This window comes from Mucilaginibacter sp. KACC 22063 (genome assembly GCF_028736115.1).
Taxonomy (GTDB): Bacteria; Bacteroidota; Bacteroidia; order Sphingobacteriales; family Sphingobacteriaceae; genus Mucilaginibacter.
Map to the genome: position 1 here is coordinate 3,146,794 of NZ_CP117877.1, position 18,413 is coordinate 3,165,206.

Below are 18,413 nucleotides of genomic sequence, written 5' to 3' on the forward strand. Positions count from 1 at the left end.
AATGGAAAAACGTGAGTTAGGACATTCCGGCATTAAGGTGGCGCCTTTTTGTTTCGGAGGCAATGTGTTTGGATGGACCATAGATGAGCCGAAATCTTTTGAATTGCTTGATGCATTTACCGGTAAAGGTTTCGATTTTATAGATACTGCCGATGTGTATTCCAGATGGGCACCCGGCAACAAAGGTGGGGAATCGGAAACCATCATAGGTAACTGGCTTAACAAAAGTGGTAAACGCCAAAATGTAATTATTGCCACAAAGGTGGGTAAGCCAATGGCTGAAGACAAGAAAGGCCTTTCCAAAAAACACATTATCGAAGCGGCAGAAGCTTCGCTTAAGCGTTTGCAAACAGATTATATCGATTTATACCAATCGCACGATGATGATCAGCAAACCCCATTTGAAGAAACCTTTGAAGCTTACGAGCAGCTTTTAAAAGAAGGAAAAGTGCGCGCTATCGGTGCTTCCAACTATACAGAGAACCGCTTACGCGAAGCTTTGAATGTAAGCGAATCAAGGGGGCTGATCGCTTACCAAACCTTACAGCCCGAATACAATTTATATGACCGTGAAGATTTTGAAAAAAACCTTGAACCACTTTGTATTGAAAAGGGCTTGGGTGTAATTAATTACTTTTCATTAGCCAGCGGCTTCTTAACCGGCAAATACCGTTCAGAAGACGACCTGAACAAAAGCCAACGTGGTGGCGGTATCAAAAAATACCTGAACGACCGCGGGCATGCTATATTAAAAGCGCTTGACCAGGTAGCAGGCGAATATAACTCTACTCCTGCCGCAGTTTCATTAGCCTGGTTGATTGCCCGGCCAAGTATTACTGCACCTATTGCAAGCGCAACATCCGTACAACAGCTTGATGATATTACCAAAGCAGTTGAACTTAATCTGAGCACTGAAGCAATCACCATACTTAATAAAGCAAGCGATTATTAAATCGCACTACAATAAAACAGAAAGGCCGCCTTATAACATCAGCGGCCTTTCTTAGTATATATTAGGGTATAATGCTTTTAGAAGATCCTGCCTGGGCGTAAGCCCCCTCTTGGCGAATCATTGGATACAAAGTGGTCATTGCTCAGGCGGTTGCCGTTATTGTTAACAGGCTGGTTGTTTGAGTTACCATTCCATTTACCGCGGTTGTCATTTCCACCTCTGCCCTGTCCGTTGTTATTTTGATACTGTCCGCCGTTTTGGTTTCCACCCCAGTTGCCACGGTTGTCGTTGCCTCTGTTTTGGTTGTAGTCACCTTGTTGCTGGCCGTATGGGTTATATCCATTTTGAGGATAATTTGACTGGTTGCCGCGGTTTTGAAAATTGTCCCTGCTACGGTCGCGCCATTGGCCCCTGTTGTAACGGTCATCATCACCTCTGTTTGGCTGGTCAAATCCCCCGCGGTAATCACCGTATCCCCCTCGGCGATCATTATTAGCATAGTTCCAGTCAGATCTGCGGGCAAATCCCCCGAATCTTTCACGGTACATATCATGGTGCATATATGGGCGTACCTCTCTTACTTCATAGTGGCGGAATGAACGCCAATCCATATTTCTGTAGTTTCCAGGCAGATAAGTGTTTGATATCCATCTGTTGCCGTCCATGTAGTAATAGCAATGTTGTGGGATGCTGTAGTATGCTTCAACTTCTGGCAGGTAATAATAGTCGTTGCAGTTATCATCAGCCGGATATTGGTACTGCACAGGTACAGGGCGTGTTGCAACAACATTTCCAAAATTAAAGCTTACATGTAAACCTATTTGTGCGTCAGCAGCTTTGAAGGTTAATAAACCTGCGCTTACTGCTATTATTGTGGCTAACTTTTTCATATCTTTTGCGATTTGTAGATATGACTGCAAAAAGCAAGCGATAGTTTAATCAAACAACTATTTATTTCTTATAATTTATATTAATTGGAATAATGTTTTTATTAAAAACTAAAAAGTAAAATTATATTCTGCGAACGCATCTAATCAAACATCAAGTCGAAATAATATTAGGTAAATTATTTTACTCTGTGGTAAAAATGTTACTATCTGCATTCACCTGAATATTATTTAATTGAAATAGATTATATTATTTTTGAACATACACTCATTACAATGAAAAACAAATTAGCAATCACTTCGGTAATCGCAGCCGCAGCATTAGGCAGCTTGCTTGCATTTAAACCGTTAGATAAAGAAACAGCTACCTCAAAAGCAGATGCTGCCACCACCCTAAAATTACCTGATGGCTTTAATGCATCTATTATAGCTGACAACCTTGGCCAGGTAAGGCACATTTTTGTAACGCCACAAGGCGACATCTATGCCAAATTAAACCGCCCAAAAGATGGCAAAGGTATTTTAGAGTTGCATGAAGGCACCAACGGCACTGCACAAGTGGTAAAAGGATTTGGTAATTATGGCGGCACAGGCATTTATGTAAAAGACGGTTATTTATATGCCTCATCAAACGAAGAAGTTTTTCGATATAAACTGGACGCAAACAACCAGGTAATTAATCCTGATCAGCCTGAAAAAATTATTACCGGTTTGATCAACCGTCGCCAGCACGAATCAAAATCTATTGTGCTTGATAATGATGGCAACATCTATGTAAATATAGGTGCCTATTCAAACTCATGCCAGGAGCGTGACCGCCAGCCGGGTTCTATGGGCCGTAAAGGCTGCCCTATCCTTGATTCGGCAGGTGGTATATGGCAATTTAAAGCCAATAAGCTTAATCAGACTTATGGCGATGGCGTGCATTATGCCCGTGGGTTGCGTAACGTGGTTGGCCTTGACTGGAACCAGCAGGATAACCAGTTATTTGTCATGCAGCATGGCCGCGATCAGTTACATGATCTCTTTCCTAACCTTTATACGGTACAGCAATCAGCACTTTTACCGGCAGAATGTATGTATGTCATTAAAAAAGGAGATAACGCAGGTTGGCCATATATTTATTACGACTGGCAAACCAATAAAAAAATGTTAGCCCCTGAATATGGCGGAGATGGCAAGAAAACTGGCGGCGAGGACGCTATTGATCCCGCAGCAGCTTATCCTGGCCACCTTGCGCCTAATGGCTTGTTATTTTATACCGGTAACCAATTCCCGGAAAAATATAAAAATGGTGCATTCATTGCCTTCCACGGATCATGGAACCGTGCACCAGAACCACAGGCGGGTTACTTTGTAGTATTTCAACCATTTAAAGACGGCAAGCCAAGCGGCAAATGGGAAATTTTTGCCGATAACTTTGCAGGCAGTGCCGAAAAAGCGGGCAGCGGCCGTGCAGACCACAGGCCATGCGGCTTAGCACAAGGCCCTGATGGCTCATTATATGTGAGCGACGACACTAAAGGAACAATCTTTAAAATCAGTTACAAAAAATAATGTCTAATCATTTTAAGGCGGTACTTAGTTTCATTATCATATCTGTTATTGCAACTTCAAGTTTCGCACAGCATAAAACACTAAAAAAGAAATCCGCAGCTACGGGTGGCGGCTTAACTGCACAAATTGCCAGCGGACAGAAATTATATACTCAGTACTGTGTATCATGCCATCAGGCTGATGGCGGCGGTGTACAAAATATGAACCCACCGCTGATAAAAACCAGCTATGTATTGGGCGATAAATCAAAGATCATCCATATCCTGCTTAAAGGTTTCAGCGAACAGGTAGAGATTGAAGGGAATTACTACAACAACACCATGCCATCTTTCGACTACCTGAAAGACCAGCAAATTGCAGACGTATTAACTTACGTGCGCAATAGTTTCGGTAATAAGGCAAGTGCTGTTAAAACAGCAGAGGTCACGAAGCTAAGAGCTGCCAAGTAACAAAGAAGGTTCATCAATTGATGAACCTTCTTTGTTTATTCTAAATAGTAATGCCTGATGCTGTTCAGCCTGTCGTCCAGTTCATAAACCAGCGGCACTGCTGTAGGTATATCAAGCTTAGTGACTTCCTCGTCAGATAAATTCTCAACATATTGGATCAATGCACGCAAACTATTACCGTGCGCGCTGATGATTACTTTTTGATTTTGCCGTAAGGCAGGGATAATACTTTCGTGCCAGAAAGGTAAAGCGCGGTCTAAAGTTTCGCTCAGGTTTTCGGTTAACGGCAGCTCACGGTAAGTAAGATCATTATAACGCAGGTAGTGGCCGGGAAAACGGTCATCCTGTTCGGTGATCTCCGGCGGATGCTCATGTGGGTCGCGGCGCCATTTATGCACCTGTTCTTCGCCGTATTTATCAATGGTTTCCTGTTTGTTTAAACCCTGCAAAGCACCATAAAAACGTTCATTTAAACGCCATGATTTATGCACGGGTATCCAAAGCATGTCCAGTTCTTCAAGGGCAATGTGCAATGTTTTAATAGCTCGTTTTAGAACAGAGGTAAAAGCTACATCAAAATCTAGCCCATGCTTTTTTAGCAGCTCACCTGCTTTTTTCGCCTGCTGCATACCTTCTTCAGACAGGTCTACATCTGTCCAGCCTGTAAAACGGTTCTCTTTATTCCACTCGCTTTCGCCGTGGCGCAATAAAACTAATTTTTGCATACGCCAATATAACCAGAATTTGTATACCCGGTTTTAATATTGTTAACTTGCGGTGTGAAAGATTTTAAAAAATATTATTTGATCCCGGCTTCGCCCGAGGACGTTTATAACGCCATAACCAATCCGGTTACTATTGAGCTTTGGACTGGCGAACCTGCTGAAATGTCGACCGAACCGGGGACCGAGTTTTCGATGTGGGATGGTAGCATCGTAGGCAAAAACATCGAGTTTGAAGCCGGAAAGAAAATTGTACAGCAATGGTATTTCGACGGCCAGGATGAGCCTTCTATGGTTACCATTAAACTCCACCAAGATAAAGATGGAACATCTGCAGAACTAAGGCATACCAACATACCAGACGAGGCCTACAATGATATAACTGAAGGTTGGACCGATTCATATTTTGGCGGCCTTATCGATTTCTTCTCCTTCGGATAATAAAACACTGGCAACAAAAAAGCCGTTCCTTTTCAGGAACGGCTTTCTGTTTTTAGAGCAATTGTTGCTTAGTATAAAGTAAACTCTACACGGCGGTTTTTCTGACGTCCGGCAGCAGTTTTGTTAGAAGCAATTGGTTGGGTTTCGCCATAACCTACAGCTTCGATACGTGACTCGTTAGCGCCTTTGCTTACTAAGTAAGATTTAACGGCTTCTGCACGGTCTTTAGATAATTTCATGTTCGCCGCATCTGAACCAACATTATCTGTGTGACCAGCTAATTTCAGGCTGAAGTTTTTGTTCATCAGGATCTCAGCAACACGGTCAAGACTTGCATAAGAATGTGCTTTGATGGTAGCTTTACCAAAATCAAATTCAAGATTTTTGATCGCTTCTCTTACCACTCTCTTATCCTCTTCAGTGATGATGATCTTAGCAGGAGCTAATGGGCAACCAGCACCGTCAACTTTAGTACCTGCAGGAGTGTTAGGGCATTTGTCGTAGATATCCGGCACACCGTCACCATCGCTGTCAGCAGTTAATTTTGAATTTAAAGCAGACAGGTTAGCATTAGTGTTGTTCAGATCATTACGTAATTGCTGATTTGCAGCACGCTCAGCATCTAACTGGTTTTGTAACTGCATATCTTTTACTAAGTACTCAGTACGCATAGAGTTAACTGGATTATGACGTACTAATTGTGGTTTTGAACGTTTACCCAACGCAAACTCTAAACCGATGTGTGCGTAAGAGAATTTATCGTTGCTGCTACCAATAGTGTAACCGTCAAAGTTGTCACCGTCAACAAAGTTAACCTGGTAACCAACGTTTAAACCTACTACATCACCTAAGTTAAAGCGAAGGCCTAAACCTACCGGGATGTAAGCAGCTTTAACGCTACCGTTTGGTTTGTAATCAACCTCGGTATTTGTGCCTACAGCACGTAATTTTGGTTGGAAACCCATTAAACCGAAACCGGCAGAGAAATAAGGTTGAATAGCGTTTTGTTGATTTCTCCAGCTAATGTTAGCTAAAGTAAATTGGCCGCTTAAGTCAACAGCATAGTTAATTTGTGTTTTGTAGCTGTCGCGGATAGATGCTTCAGCACTTGGAACAGGGCCTGTACCTTCAACGTTACCGCGGAAGAAACTTAACTGACCTGCAAATGAGTGAGAAAATTGGTTACGAACGTATGCACCGTAGCCAACATTGCTATTAGGTGTACGGTAATCATCATGACCACGGAAAATTGTGTATGGAGTTAATAGTCCTCCGTCAACACCTATTGACCAGGTGCGGAACTGTGCGCCTTTAGCGAAAGGCTGTACATAATCACTTTTGCTTAGAGAGTCTGTTTGTGCCATCAACTTGTTACCTGCCAGCAGAGCGCTTAGTAACAGCAATGATTTGTTAAAGTTAATTTTCATAATGTAATGATTAAGTCGGTAAGCAGTCAATAAAACTGCTTGCCCGAGCAACGCAACATGTATGCCATTTGTTTTAAACTATTCACAGATATGCATAAAAAAGGCTACAACTGTAACTTTCCTATTACAATTGTAGCCTGTAGCCTACAACATTATATGTAAAAATAGCCGATGCTTATGAAGCACTCTGAGCAAGTGCCTGCTCAATATCAGCTATAATATCATCTACCTTTTCTAAACCTGCCGAAACACGGATTAAGCCCGGTGTTATACCAACTGATAAACGTTGTTCTTCGGTTAGTTTAGAGTGTGTGGTACTTGCCGGGTGCGATGCAATACTGCGACTATCACCCAGGTTGGCTGTTACTGATAACAATTGCAAGGCATCCAGAAACTTACGGCCTGCAACTACACCGCCTTTAATTTCAAAACATAATACACCGCCACCCTGCTTCATTTGTTTTTGAGCAATATCATACTGCGGGTGCCCTTTCAGGAAAGGATATTTCACCCACGAAACATTAGGGTTATTCTGCAATGCTTCTGCTACTTTTAAAGCATTCGCGCAGTGGCGCTCCATGCGTACATCAAGCGTTTCCAGACTTTTGCTTAATACCCATGCGTTAAACGGCGACATTGCAGGGCCGGTATTACGGCAGAACAGGTAAATCTCATGGATCAGATCCTTACGGCCCAAAACGATACCACCTAATACCCTACCCTGCCCGTCAATCCACTTAGTAGCTGAGTGTACAATCAAATCGGCACCAAATTCAACCGGGCGTTGTAGTAACGGTGTAGCAAAACAATTATCTACGTTTAAGATCAGGTTATGCTTCTTGGTAAACTGTCCTACCCACTCCAGGTCAATTACTTCTAACTGCGGATTGGTTGGCGTTTCCAGATACACCATTTTTGTAGTAGGCTGTACAGCTGCTTCCCACGCTGCCTGGTCATTGGCATCAACCAAAGTGCAGGTAATACCAAAACGAGGCAGGTATTTAGTCACAATAGTGAAAGTACTGCCAAAAACAGAGCTGCAGCAGATTAAGTGATCGCCTTGTTGCAGCAATGCAAATATGGATGAGAAAATAGCGCTCATACCTGTAGAGGTAGCAAAACCGTCTTCTGTACCTTCAAGCGCACACATTTTTTTCACAAACTCATCAACATTCGGGTTACTGAAACGGCTATAAATGTTATCATCGCTTTCATCTGCAAAAGCAGCGCGCATCGCTTCGGCTTCGTCAAATACAAAACTGCTTGTAATATATAATGGCGTAGAGTGTTCCTGCTGTTGCGAACGTGGGGTTTGTATGCGTACGGCCTGGGTAACCGGGTCTAATTGCTGAGACATATTATATTGATCAGGAGTATTAAGATTTATGTACAAAAACTTTTGATTCGATCTGTGCGCCGGCACCTTTCAAGGTAGCAGCTACCGAGCAGTACTTATTTAAAGAAAGGTCAACCGCGCGGCGGGCCTTATCTTCATCCACGTTTCCGTAAATGTGAAATTCGATAGTTACATTTTTCCATAAAGATGGCTCTACACCTGCTTCACGGTCACCGCTGATGGTCATTTTATAATCCTTTACATCCTGGCGCTGTTTCTTTAAAATACTGATTACATCTATACCCGCACAACCACCAAGCCCCATCAAAAGCATTTGCATAGGGCGTACGCCATAATCCCAGCCGCCGCTTTCGGGGCTGCTGTCCATACGTACAACATGACCGTTGGCATCTTTGGCTTCAAAGCCGAAATCGCCTTTAACACGAGATAATTCAATGGTTTGCATAATATTAAGTAACAATGTAATGGCGAATTTATAATTTATTGACGGGACATTTAATTAAAATAAGGTAAAAAGCGATATTGCTACAATAAAATCACATTTCTATGAAATCCATTATTGTAACCTGCCTTATTGCCGCATGTTCATTCAATGCATTTGCACAAAAGAACCTTTTATCATACGAAGACATTAAATACCTGTTGCACAATAACCTAAATAAAGCCGACACCTTTTTATCAGCCAAAGGCTATAAGCAGCAAACTGTTAAATCTGCTGCAAAGAACAGGAAATACACGATGGCTTTTCCGGGCGGACTGAACAACGAAGTCAACCTACGGTCAGACGGTAAAAAGATCTTTGTTTCGATTGAGACGAATACACAGGAACAGTATAACCTGGTCAAAAACTCGATAGCATCTTTCAAGGTAAGTTCGGCTGCCGGGCCTGATACCGAGGCTTATGACATTAAAGACTTGGGTAACATTTATATTGTTGTGGGTGATAATAATATAGACCCTTTAAAGAAAGACTACGACATACAGATAGTACCCAATAAAAACATTGCGGCAATAAATTAAAATATAATGCTCAAACAAGAATGGCGTGCCAGTTCAAACCGGCACGCCATTTTTTTGTAAATGAGTGTATTACTTATTTAGCCACCGAGAATTGGTAAACCGATACTGTATGATAGTGCTGACCGGGCTTTAAAATAGTGGTCGGGAAAGAGGGTTGATTAGGCGAATCAGGAAAGTGCTGTGTTTCCATAGCAAAAGCCGTTCTGTAATCATCCTTATGACCTCCTTTCATGTTATTTTTAGCCTGCATAAAGTTACCGCTGTAAAACTGCAAACCGGGCTGATCTGTAAACACCTGCATCACGATTCCGCTTTTATCACCGGTAACAACCGCAACCGGCTTTTTAGCATCATGGGCATTTAAAACAAAGTTATGATCATAGCCTTTACCGTTTTTCAACTGCTCGTTGTTATCGTTAGCCCTTGCACCAATGGTGTTAGCAGTGGTAAAATCAAACGGTGTACTCTCAACCGCTTCAATCTTTCCGGTTGGGATTAGGGTACTATCAACCGGCGTGTACTTATCTGCGGCAATCATTACTTTATGGTTCAAGATGCTACCGCTACTTTCACCGTTCAAATTAAAGAAAGCGTGGTTAGTTAAATTTACAGGTGTATTTTTATCTGTCTCCGCATCATAAGTAATTTGCAAAGCGTTATCGTCGCGCAGGTTATAAACCACTTTCACTTTCAAATTACCTGGAAAATTTTCTTCACCGTCTTTTGAAAGATAAGTCAGTTCCAGTTCGTGACTGTTGATCTGGCGCACATCCCATACTACTGCCTGAAACCCTTTTTTGCCGCCGTGAAGCGTATTAGGAGGATTGTTGATAGCTAACTGATATGTTTTTCCATCAAGCGTAAATTTGCCTTTGGCTATACGATTTCCGTAACGGCCGATGGTGGCACCAAAATACGGCTCGGTAGAATTGATGTAGCCATCTACACTATCAAATCCGGCAACAACATCTGTAGGTTTGCCATCTTTATCCGGAACAATCAGGCTGACCAACCTGCCGCCATAATTTGTAATGGCGGCCTTCATATGATCTTTATTCTCTAGCGTATACAGATGCACCTGCTTACCATCAACAGATTTCTCAAAACCTTTAGAGCTGTCTGCTTTAGTTTGGCTGGATGAAGTACTATCTGTACCTGAAGCGGACTTAGTAGAAGATTTACAGCCAGCACCTGCCAATGAACCAGCAATGGCCAGTACCGTTAAGTATGTATACGTTTTCATAGTGGATGTTATTTTTCAGAGGTGATCTTCTTTATAAATTCTGTTTCCTCGGGCTTGTAAGGCTTGCCATCTGGATAAAATATATCATGAAACCATAGTTTAGGTTCGCCACCATCGGGCATTGGGGTATCCCATGCATATTTGGTGTTTGTTTTACCGGTAACCAATCCCCAGTTAATTGCGCCCACATGCTCCTTCTTAAGTAATGGCAGTATGGTTGAGAACAAGCTATTGTTTCTCCTGGCCATATACTCGGTACAGATCATTGGTTTGCCATGCGTTTTTATTAATTGCAATACCCTTTCGTGAGCTGCCTTGTCTTCATATTCGTGGTAAGTAATTACATCAGAATTTAATGCCTGAAAGGTATTTAGCTTTTCAAAATCCCAACGCCAAAGCCCTGCCGAAAGTGGTTGATCCGGCCTTACGTCATGCGCCCATGCAAATACTTTGGTAAGCAGGTTATAGGAAGTATCCAGCTTATTGCTGTTCCCCGGTTCGTTATACAAATCCCAAAGTAAAACGCGTTTATCATGCGCATATGTGGTTAAAACATCTTTAACATAGGTTTCCAATGTCTTAAATTGTTTCGGATCAGTTACTTCGCGCACACCCGGATCCTGTACCCAGCCAGAGTTATGTACACCCGGTTTTGGAGCAGGTTGCTTGCCCGGTTTAGGGTTTGGGTTCCAGCAATCATCAAAAAATACGAATATGGTTTCAATATGATGCTTGTTTGCGATGGTAAGGTATTGATTCATCCTTGATTTAAAACCTTTCGGATCTACGCCATAAGCTACGCTATGCAAAAACACACGCATAGTGTTAAAGCCTATACCTTCAGCATAGCCCAGTTCACGGTCAATGGTTTTAGGATCAAAGGTTTCGGCCTGCCACATTTCAAGCTGATTTACGGCATTGCTTGGAATAAAATTAGCGCCAACCATCCATTTATGCTGGCTGTACCATTGATTAGCTTTTGCGGCCGACCATGTTTTGCTTTGCTGCGTTTTTGATTGTGCACCTGCAACTAATGCCGATGCTACCATCAAAGCAGTTAGCAATAAGCTGTTCATTTTTTTCATAGTCTGATCAAGTTAAGATTTAGTTTTGAGATTACTTTGTATCTGATGGCACCGGCAAAGCCTCACCTGTTTTAACGGGCGTTCCGAACACAGGGTAACCGTTTTTATCCCAGGTAAATTTTTGCATACGCGGCGAACGCTGGCCCCCGCAGCCGCAACCCGGGTCAGGATTAGCATGGTATAGGATCCAGTCCTCTTTACCGTCGGGTGATTTGAAGAACGAATTATGACCGGGAGCGTAAACGCCGTTCTCTGCGCTTTGCTTAAATACCGGTTGGGGTGATTTCTTCCAGGATTTCGGATTGAGCAGGTTGCTATTAGCAGATGCAGTAAGCATCCCAAGCGAGTAAAAATCCGTCCAGCAGCCGCTGGCGGAATAGATCAAAAACAGCTTGTTTCCATGTTCTAAAATTTCAGGGCCTTCGTTCACATTCACATGCGGGGGATTGCCCGAATCGTGCAGGTCGCCATGTTTCTCCCACTCATACTGCGGCTGGGATATTAAAACCCTTTTGCCTTCTACCGTATAAGGATTTTTAAGTTTGGCAATGTAAATATTCTGCTGTCCGTTCCGGTCGCCTTCCCAACCTGACCAGATCATGTACAATTGCCCTTTATGCTCAAAAACAGAGGCATCAATAGCCCATTTGTTTGAAGGATCGGTTAACTGGCCTTTAAACTCCCAATTGGCTGACAGAGGATCAGCTGACGAATTCTCCAATACATAAACGCGATGGTTCTGATTGCTACCATCATCGGCAGCAAAATACATGTACCATTTACCCTTAATAAAATGAAGCTCTGGAGCCCAAAGTTCGCGCGAGTAAGCAGTACCCTGGGGCGGTGTCCAAACTGTTTTACGTTCGGCTGTTTTTAAATCGCCTACATTTTTGGTTTTCCATATCGCCAGGCGGTTGCCAAGTGTATTGGTGTAATAGTAGTAACCGTCTTTATAAATGATCCAGGGGTCGGCGCCAGATGGCAGCAGCGGATTAGTAAAGGTATCTGTTTGCGCTTTAACAACATTAAACGCCAGTAGTGCGAATATAATGCACCCTAATTTTTTAAGCATTTGTATTTATTTAAGTTGAACCTGGTTAACGAGTGATATGCCCTTCTTTCAACCACACTTCGCTATGTCCATCAGAAAAATTCCTGGTGGTGATCAGGTCAACTGTGTTATCATCTTTTAAAAACATAGAACTGTAGTAAGCCCCTTCGGTAACCGGCAAATTAGGCCACGGATCATTAATGCGATGGAATCCATTAGCTACTGTATTACCCCTATAAACCAGCATGGTGCTTTTTTTCCAGTCGGCGCCAATGTTGCGGCCACCCCCATCCTGGAACGAAAGCAAGGTTTCGCCGGTTGAAAGCTGAACCATATATGGCGCTCCGCCAAATACATTATCGCTGGTAGCCAGCCATCGCCTGTTATTTTGCGTTGATCCGTTGCCGCTGTAATTCCAACGGGCGTCTGTGGATGACCAAAGCACCCAGGGAGACTTGGTATTATTTACAGACTCAATTGGAAACACAATGCCTTTATTGTCTTTTAACAATAGCGGGGTAGGCATACCATCACGGTAACCGGTCGCAAATGCGACTTCTTTAGGTGATGTCCAGGTTGTGCCGTTATCGGTTGAATGAATAAACAGAATATCCTGCTGTGGACTGCTGCTTGGCCACCAACCAGCCTCGCTCGAGTAGAACATTTCAATATCACCGTCAGCCAATTGAACCATGCCCGGCTCCCAAGACCGACCCAAGGCAATTATCTTTGGATCGCTCCAACTTGTACCATTGTCTTTACTAATGCGAATTTGTACGTTGTCGTGCGCATTGTCGTCAGGGTTGCCCCGGCCCACATATGCAAGCATTAACCAGCCGTTCTGCAACACTAAAATATCCGGATCAGAAAATCCATAATAGCCTGGCACATTGCTGGTCATCAATATCTGCGCATCAGACCAGGTAGCGCCATTGTCGGTACTTTTCCTGAACGCAATATTATTCCAATAATCGCCTGCACCACCGCAATGATAAGTAAGTACCAAGGTGCTGCTATTTACACGGCGCATCCTGCCATATTCGGCATAATAAACATCGTGCGATAGTTTTTTTGCAGTTGCATCCCAGGTAATATTAACCGATGATGTGCTGTTGTCTGATACAGGTACATCATCTGCATGAGTGCTTGGATTGGTTGGCGGAGGGACCGTTCCGCCACCACCACCTCCGCCAGAGTTGCCGGAATCTTTTTTGCAGGCCGACAAGCCCGCTAATGCCAATGATGCCAGTAAAATAAATCGCTTGCTCCTATTCATATCGTCACAATTTTAAAATGTACTAAAGGGCACCCTTTTACTAAGGGTGCCCTGATCTGAGTTATTAATAACCCGGATTTTGTTTAAGATTTGGGTTGATATCAAGATCTTGTTGTGGTATTGGCAACAGCTCATGCTTGCCTTTTACAAAGTGGCTGAAACCTGCATCACGAGTAGCTAAGTTAGTTCCCAGATCACCCCAGCGTGCCAGATCGTTGAAACGGTGCCCTTCGCCTGTCAACTCCGTAATACGTTCATGCTTAATCTGTGCCAGAAATTGATCATGGCTCATGCCCGGCATAACGGTTGCCAGCGGCGCTAAGCCTGCACGTGCGCGAACCTGGTCTACATACTGGTAAGCAGTTGCAGTTGAATTGGTTTCATTTAAACACTCCGCATACATCAGTAAAACATCGGCATAGCGGATAAAGCGGTAGTTGTTTGGCGAGTGGAAACTATCGCCGGTAGCAGTACCGTTGTTATCATTCAGGAACTTTCTGAACCACACATCTGAATTTGGTGTGCTACCATATCTTGAAGCAAAGGTTTGTCCATAGATCATGGTGAATTGCGGCCCTCTTACATCTGTAGAATCAAATAACAGGCTGGCACCTAAACGTGGGTCTCGCGCACCTGCGGCTGTTTTTTCCTTTTCAAATTCGGTAACCAGCCAGCGCCTTGCCTGCCCATCGGTAAAGCCTATCGGACGTGGTGCAAAAAACGGCGGAATAGATGAACCATAGTTCAGGTTGTCCTGATTAGACAACTGGGTATCATCATCGTGGTTATCATTAGGGTTTAATGCATTGCCATACTCAAAAACAGACTCTGAATTAAACTCTGTTGTCGACAGGAAATTATCCTGGTAATTTGGCCTTAAAGAATACACGTTACTCTGGATAACTGCTAATAAAGGCTGTAACGCAGCCTGGTAATTATGCTGTTGCATGTAGGCTTTAGCCATCAAAGCATTTGCAGCGCCTTTAGTTGCACGGCCAACATCGTTACCTGTATACGATGCAGGTAAAGAAGCAGCGGCATCAGCCAGATCCTTTTCTACCTGTGCCCAAACCTGGTTTTGTGGCGAAGTTGGCGGCAGATCTGTAGGCGTTGAGCTTTTTAACTGTAATGGCACGTTACCCCATAAAGATGCCAGGTGGTAATAGAATAATGCACGAAGAAACTTTGCTTCGCCCAGATAGCGGGCTTTAAGGCTTGCATCCATGTTGATGTTCGGCACGTTATCTAATACCTGGTTGCAACGAGCAATACCAACATACAGGTCATTCCAGATACCGGTAAAGTTGCCGTAATTATAATCGTTATTGATGAACTGGTCGAAGTTATTCTGCAGGTTAGCATCAGGGCTGGTGCTCCACCCTTCATCGGCACGAATCATGGTGGCGAAGAAAAACCAGCGGCAGATACCCGCACGATGGAAGGTACTGTAAATTGCATTTACGCCCAGTTGTGCGTCGTTTGCACTTTTCCAGAATATAGTTGTTGTAGGTGCATTAGGGTCCTGCACATCCAGGTCTTTTTTACAGCCGGCGGAAATGATTACCGTAGCTGCAACAAATAATATGATAAATTTTTTCATTGTTTAAGCTCCTTTAAATTAAAATCCGCAGTTAATACCAATTGAGTAAATACGGCTCGATGGCCAATTACCGGCATCAACACCTCTTTGTAAGATACCGTTACCTACCACATCAGGGTCCTGACCTTTATAGCCGGTCACCGTCAACAGGTTTTGTCCGCTGATGAATATCCTGGCGCTTGAGATATGCAGTTGCTTTAACACATTACCTGATAATTGGTAGCCCAGCTCGAGGTTACGGATACGGCCGTATGAACCGTTCTCTAACCAGCGTGAACTTTCCGGAGTGTTGTTATTAGCAATACCTGCATCACCGTTGGCTATGCCAAGGCGCGGGTCTGTTCCGCTGGTATTAGTTGGCGACCATGGGTTAATGGCAGTACGGAAGTTTGAATTTTGATAGCTATCCAATACTCGGCGCACATCATTATAAATAGTCAACCCAAATACTCCCACCAACTGCAATCCAAAGCTAAACTGCTTGTAGGCACCGTTAAATTGCAAGCCTGATTGTAAGGTTGGCCAGGGTGAGCCATTGTACACACGGTCGTTGTTGTTGATGGTACCTTTACCGTTCGGGTTAGCATAAAACTTAATATCACCCGGTTTTGCGAAAGGTTCAATTACATCGCCATTGGCTCTTTTGTAATTATTGATTTCGTCCTGGCTTTGGAATATTCCGATGTCTTTTAATACATACCATTGACCGAGCGGATGCCCAATTTCTGAACGGGTGCTGCCCTGTTGAATATAGTTTACACCTACACCCTGGTTACCCAATGCAAGTACTTTGTTTTTGATAGTAGTGATATTGCCTGATATGCTCCATTTAAATGCGTTGCTGTTATCGCGGTAAGTAGCTTCCAATTCGAGCCCTTTATTGCTGATGGAGGCCGCATTTACAGGAGGGTTACCGCCAGAGTTACCTAAGTATTGAGGCAACACCTGGTTTACAAGTACATCTTTAGAGATGTTTTTGTAAACCGAAGCCGATATAGAAAGCCTGTCGTGAAAGAAACTTGCATCCACACCGATGTTGGTTACCTTGCGTTTTTCCCAGCGGAGATCGGCATTGTATAATTGTGCCTGGTAAGAGCCAGTATAGATCATATCGTTGGCAAAAACTGCACGTTGCGCGTTATTGATCAAACCTACGTTTTGGTATGAGTTGATGGTGTTAATACCCAACACACCGTATGATGCATTGATCTTCAGGTTATCTACCCAATCAACTTTAAAGAAGTCTTCCTTGCTGATGCGCCATGCACCTGCCACAGACGGGAAGAAACCAGTACGATAGTCCGGGCCGAACCGCGAATCCTGGTCGATACGTCCAGAAGCAGTTAACAGGTATCTGTCTTTATAACTGTAATTCACGCGGCCTAACCAGCTATGGATCTTGTCGTCCTGCAATACACGTCCCGCGGCTGACGGCGAACCGCTTGCCGCATCAATTTCAGTTAAATACTGTCCATTGTAAATTGGCAGATTGGTTTTGCGCGCATCGTTCATGTCGCGGTAGTAATGCTGCTGAGTATAACCCACAACGCCGTTGATGGTATGATCGCCGAATGATTTGTTAAAATTTAATGTATGCTCTAACAGGATGTTGCGAAAACGCTCCCTGTCCTCATCAATGTAGCTAAGTTCTTGCTGTGCAGCATATGAAAATATACCATCTTTACGCAAATCGCGGTTATAATCGAAACTGGCTTCAACACCTACGTTAAATTTATAATCCAACCAGTCGAATAACCTTAACTGCGCGAAAGCATTACCCAAAACCTTTGCATAGTTGTTATAGCCCTGGCTAAGGTCATTAATGGCTATTGAGTTATAAGCATAGGTTACGTCGCGGTTAGGATCTGAACCAATATCGTTTGTACCGGTACTCCAGCCTGCCGGGTTCCTGTAACCCATGTTGCCGAATGATGAGGAATTATCTATAAACTGGCTGCCTTGTACGGGTACTGTAGGCAATAGCTGCGGCAGATCGTAAAACGCGTTGCCCCTGTTTGGATGGTAGTTATTGGTGTTGGTTAATAAGGCGTTCTCTCCTATTGTTAAACGGCCTTTTTTAGTTTCGGTGTTTACCCTGAAACTGGCACGATTGAAAGAATAACCTTTTAAGATACCCTGATTGCGATAATAACTGCCCGATACCAGGTAAGTAGAGTTATCAGAACCACCCGACAATGCCACGTTATAATCCTGGTCATTACCGGTACGCTCGTCAAGGCTTTGCCAGTCGGTATTGATAGCCGGGTTGAATGCAGAACCCACACTTGCCGGAACAGGCAAACCTGAATTGAGATACTGCTGTTTTTTGGTGGCAGCATATTGGGTGCTGTTCATTACGTCCCACTTTTTAGGGATTTGCTGCGAACCATATTTAGCGGTTACCTCAATTTTAGGCGCACCTTTTTTACCCTTTTTAGTAGTGATGATCACCACGCCATTGGCCGCACGCGAGCCATATATGGCAGATGCAGAAGCGTCTTTTAAGATTTGGATAGTTTCTACATCATCATTGTTGACAGTAGTGTTTGCATCAGCAATCATCCCGTCAATTACATAAAGCGGAGACGAGTTGATAAAGCTTGCTACACCACGGATTTCTATCACAGATTGCTGCCCCGGCGCACCACCATTACGCACCGTAACACCTGGCGACAAACCCTGTAAAGATTCGGCTACCGAATTGACAGTTACCTTATTAGCTTCTGCGGGGCTAATAGTTGATACCGCACCGGTAAGGTCTCTTTTTCTGATCGTCTGGTAACCGATCACCACAACCTCATTCAGTGATTTGGCATCGTCGCGCATTTGCACATCGATTACTTTTTGGCCATTAACCTTAATTTCTTGTGGAACATATCCTACAAATGAGAATACCAGGCTTGTAGCCGGATCGGTAACACTAACCGTATAACGGCCATCAACGCCGGTTACCGAACCTGTGGTTGTCCCCTTAATTCGTACGGTAACACCGGGTAAGGCCTGGCCTGTTGCATCAGTTATTCGACCAGTAACCTGGCTGCTTTGTGCAAACGCTATTGTACTGATGGCCAGCATCAGCAATAAGCTCATTGCGGTTTTGTAAAAATGCCTGGCTTTTACACGCGAAGGGTGCGGACACACCATACCCGTAAAGTGAAGTAAAAGTTCTTTCATAATTTAACTGGTTTTTAAGTTAAGGCCCATAGGAAGGCCCTTGGTTATGCTACCAAAGATGAAACTATTAACACTAAGCCTATATGCTGATTTGTATCAATCTTTCATCAATTTGTCTCATTTTTGAATCAAGTAGATTTGAAGTTGCTATTTTTAAGCATTATAAGCCTTT

At 43.5% G+C, this 18,413-nt stretch carries 16 protein-coding genes; 5 read left to right on the top strand and 11 right to left on the bottom strand.

Annotated features, from left to right (window positions below):
• Position 1 precedes the first annotated feature (1 nt).
• Positions 2-952 (top strand): aldo/keto reductase, encoded by a 951-nt coding sequence (locus PQ461_RS13560; RefSeq protein ID WP_274206061.1) that lies wholly within the window; start codon positions 2-4, stop codon positions 950-952.
• 77 nt (positions 953-1,029) lie between these two features.
• On the opposite strand, the gene PQ461_RS13565 is transcribed toward PQ461_RS13560, so the two are convergent.
• The gene (locus tag PQ461_RS13565; protein ID WP_274206062.1) at positions 1,030-1,842 is read right to left on the bottom strand and encodes a hypothetical protein; all 813 of its coding nucleotides are present in this window, start codon (positions 1,840-1,842) and stop codon (positions 1,030-1,032) included.
• A gap of 273 nt (positions 1,843-2,115) precedes the next feature.
• On the opposite strand from PQ461_RS13565, the gene PQ461_RS13570 reads away from it, so the two are divergent.
• A complete protein-coding gene (locus tag PQ461_RS13570) occupies positions 2,116-3,396 on the top strand; it encodes a PQQ-dependent sugar dehydrogenase (protein WP_274206063.1) in 1,281 nt (426 codons plus the stop codon).
• Positions 3,396-3,845: a c-type cytochrome gene (locus PQ461_RS13575; RefSeq protein ID WP_274206064.1), complete on the top strand. Its 450-nt coding sequence runs from the start codon at positions 3,396-3,398 to the stop codon at positions 3,843-3,845. The genes PQ461_RS13570 and PQ461_RS13575 overlap by 1 nt, the downstream gene beginning before the upstream one ends.
• 35 nt (positions 3,846-3,880) lie before the next feature.
• Here the strand turns inward: PQ461_RS13575 and gpmA are convergent, their stop codons facing one another.
• Positions 3,881-4,570, bottom strand: a complete 690-nt coding sequence (gpmA, locus tag PQ461_RS13580; RefSeq protein WP_274206065.1) for a 2,3-diphosphoglycerate-dependent phosphoglycerate mutase — start codon at positions 4,568-4,570, stop codon at positions 3,881-3,883.
• A gap of 54 nt (positions 4,571-4,624) precedes the next feature.
• Between gpmA and PQ461_RS13585 the strand changes: the two genes are divergently transcribed.
• Positions 4,625-5,008 (top strand): SRPBCC domain-containing protein, encoded by a 384-nt coding sequence (locus PQ461_RS13585; protein ID WP_274206066.1) that lies wholly within the window; start codon positions 4,625-4,627, stop codon positions 5,006-5,008.
• Positions 5,009-5,076: 68 nt separating this feature from the next.
• Here PQ461_RS13585 and PQ461_RS13590 read toward each other — a convergent pair whose 3' ends face one another.
• The 3 genes from PQ461_RS13590 to PQ461_RS13600 form a co-directional block, all read right to left on the bottom strand.
• Positions 5,077-6,435 (bottom strand): OmpA family protein, encoded by a 1,359-nt coding sequence (locus PQ461_RS13590; RefSeq protein WP_274206067.1) that lies wholly within the window; start codon positions 6,433-6,435, stop codon positions 5,077-5,079.
• Positions 6,436-6,610: 175 nt separating this feature from the next.
• Positions 6,611-7,792, bottom strand: coding sequence for a trans-sulfuration enzyme family protein (locus tag PQ461_RS13595; protein WP_274206068.1), 1,182 nt, complete (start codon positions 7,790-7,792; stop codon positions 6,611-6,613).
• A gap of 19 nt (positions 7,793-7,811) precedes the next feature.
• Positions 7,812-8,237, bottom strand: coding sequence for an OsmC family protein (locus PQ461_RS13600; RefSeq protein WP_274206069.1), 426 nt, complete (start codon positions 8,235-8,237; stop codon positions 7,812-7,814).
• A gap of 101 nt (positions 8,238-8,338) precedes the next feature.
• On the opposite strand from PQ461_RS13600, the gene PQ461_RS13605 reads away from it, so the two are divergent.
• On the top strand, positions 8,339-8,812 hold the full coding sequence (locus PQ461_RS13605) for a hypothetical protein (protein ID WP_274206070.1): 474 nt from the start codon (positions 8,339-8,341) through the stop codon (positions 8,810-8,812).
• Positions 8,813-8,885: 73 nt separating this feature from the next.
• Here the strand turns inward: PQ461_RS13605 and PQ461_RS13610 are convergent, their stop codons facing one another.
• The 6 genes from PQ461_RS13610 to PQ461_RS13635 all read right to left on the bottom strand — a co-directional run bounded on the left by PQ461_RS13610 (position 8,886) and on the right by PQ461_RS13635 (position 18,241).
• The gene (locus tag PQ461_RS13610; RefSeq protein WP_274206071.1) at positions 8,886-10,055 is read right to left on the bottom strand and encodes an aldose epimerase family protein; all 1,170 of its coding nucleotides are present in this window, start codon (positions 10,053-10,055) and stop codon (positions 8,886-8,888) included.
• 8 nt (positions 10,056-10,063) lie between these two features.
• Positions 10,064-11,140, bottom strand: a complete 1,077-nt coding sequence (locus PQ461_RS13615) for a glycoside hydrolase 5 family protein (protein ID WP_274206072.1) — start codon at positions 11,138-11,140, stop codon at positions 10,064-10,066.
• Between the two features lie 31 nt (positions 11,141-11,171).
• The gene (locus PQ461_RS13620; protein ID WP_274206073.1) at positions 11,172-12,212 is read right to left on the bottom strand and encodes a glycoside hydrolase family 43 protein; all 1,041 of its coding nucleotides are present in this window, start codon (positions 12,210-12,212) and stop codon (positions 11,172-11,174) included.
• A 25-nt stretch (positions 12,213-12,237) separates the two neighbouring features.
• Positions 12,238-13,467, bottom strand: a complete 1,230-nt coding sequence (locus PQ461_RS13625) for an exo-alpha-sialidase (protein ID WP_274206074.1) — start codon at positions 13,465-13,467, stop codon at positions 12,238-12,240.
• Between the two features lie 64 nt (positions 13,468-13,531).
• Positions 13,532-15,067 (bottom strand): RagB/SusD family nutrient uptake outer membrane protein, encoded by a 1,536-nt coding sequence (locus PQ461_RS13630; RefSeq protein ID WP_274206075.1) that lies wholly within the window; start codon positions 15,065-15,067, stop codon positions 13,532-13,534.
• Positions 15,068-15,085: 18 nt separating this feature from the next.
• A complete protein-coding gene (locus PQ461_RS13635) occupies positions 15,086-18,241 on the bottom strand; it encodes a SusC/RagA family TonB-linked outer membrane protein (RefSeq protein ID WP_274206076.1) in 3,156 nt (1,051 codons plus the stop codon).
• Positions 18,242-18,413 lie beyond the last annotated feature (172 nt).

Bases quoted from the DNA above. Each gene is read 5' to 3' on its own strand.
- gpmA (WP_274206065.1), bottom strand. From the start codon at position 4,570: ATGCAAAAATTAGTTTTATTGCGCCACGGCGAAAGCGAGTGGAATAAA.
- PQ461_RS13590 (WP_274206067.1), bottom strand. From the start codon at position 6,435: ATGAAAATTAACTTTAACAAATCATTGCTGTTACTAAGCGCTCTGCTG.
- PQ461_RS13600 (WP_274206069.1), bottom strand. From the start codon at position 8,237: ATGCAAACCATTGAATTATCTCGTGTTAAAGGCGATTTCGGCTTTGAA.
- PQ461_RS13570 (WP_274206063.1), top strand. From the start codon at position 2,116: ATGAAAAACAAATTAGCAATCACTTCGGTAATCGCAGCCGCAGCATTA.
- PQ461_RS13625 (WP_274206074.1), bottom strand. From the start codon at position 13,467: ATGAATAGGAGCAAGCGATTTATTTTACTGGCATCATTGGCATTAGCG.
- PQ461_RS13565 (WP_274206062.1), bottom strand. From the start codon at position 1,842: ATGAAAAAGTTAGCCACAATAATAGCAGTAAGCGCAGGTTTATTAACC.
- PQ461_RS13595 (WP_274206068.1), bottom strand. From the start codon at position 7,792: ATGTCTCAGCAATTAGACCCGGTTACCCAGGCCGTACGCATACAAACC.
- PQ461_RS13610 (WP_274206071.1), bottom strand. From the start codon at position 10,055: ATGAAAACGTATACATACTTAACGGTACTGGCCATTGCTGGTTCATTG.
- PQ461_RS13605 (WP_274206070.1), top strand. From the start codon at position 8,339: ATGAAATCCATTATTGTAACCTGCCTTATTGCCGCATGTTCATTCAAT.
- PQ461_RS13575 (WP_274206064.1), top strand. From the start codon at position 3,396: ATGTCTAATCATTTTAAGGCGGTACTTAGTTTCATTATCATATCTGTT.
- PQ461_RS13615 (WP_274206072.1), bottom strand. From the start codon at position 11,140: ATGAAAAAAATGAACAGCTTATTGCTAACTGCTTTGATGGTAGCATCG.
- PQ461_RS13620 (WP_274206073.1), bottom strand. From the start codon at position 12,212: ATGCTTAAAAAATTAGGGTGCATTATATTCGCACTACTGGCGTTTAAT.
- PQ461_RS13635 (WP_274206076.1), bottom strand. From the start codon at position 18,241: ATGAAAGAACTTTTACTTCACTTTACGGGTATGGTGTGTCCGCACCCT.
- PQ461_RS13630 (WP_274206075.1), bottom strand. From the start codon at position 15,067: ATGAAAAAATTTATCATATTATTTGTTGCAGCTACGGTAATCATTTCC.
- PQ461_RS13560 (WP_274206061.1), top strand. From the start codon at position 2: ATGGAAAAACGTGAGTTAGGACATTCCGGCATTAAGGTGGCGCCTTTT.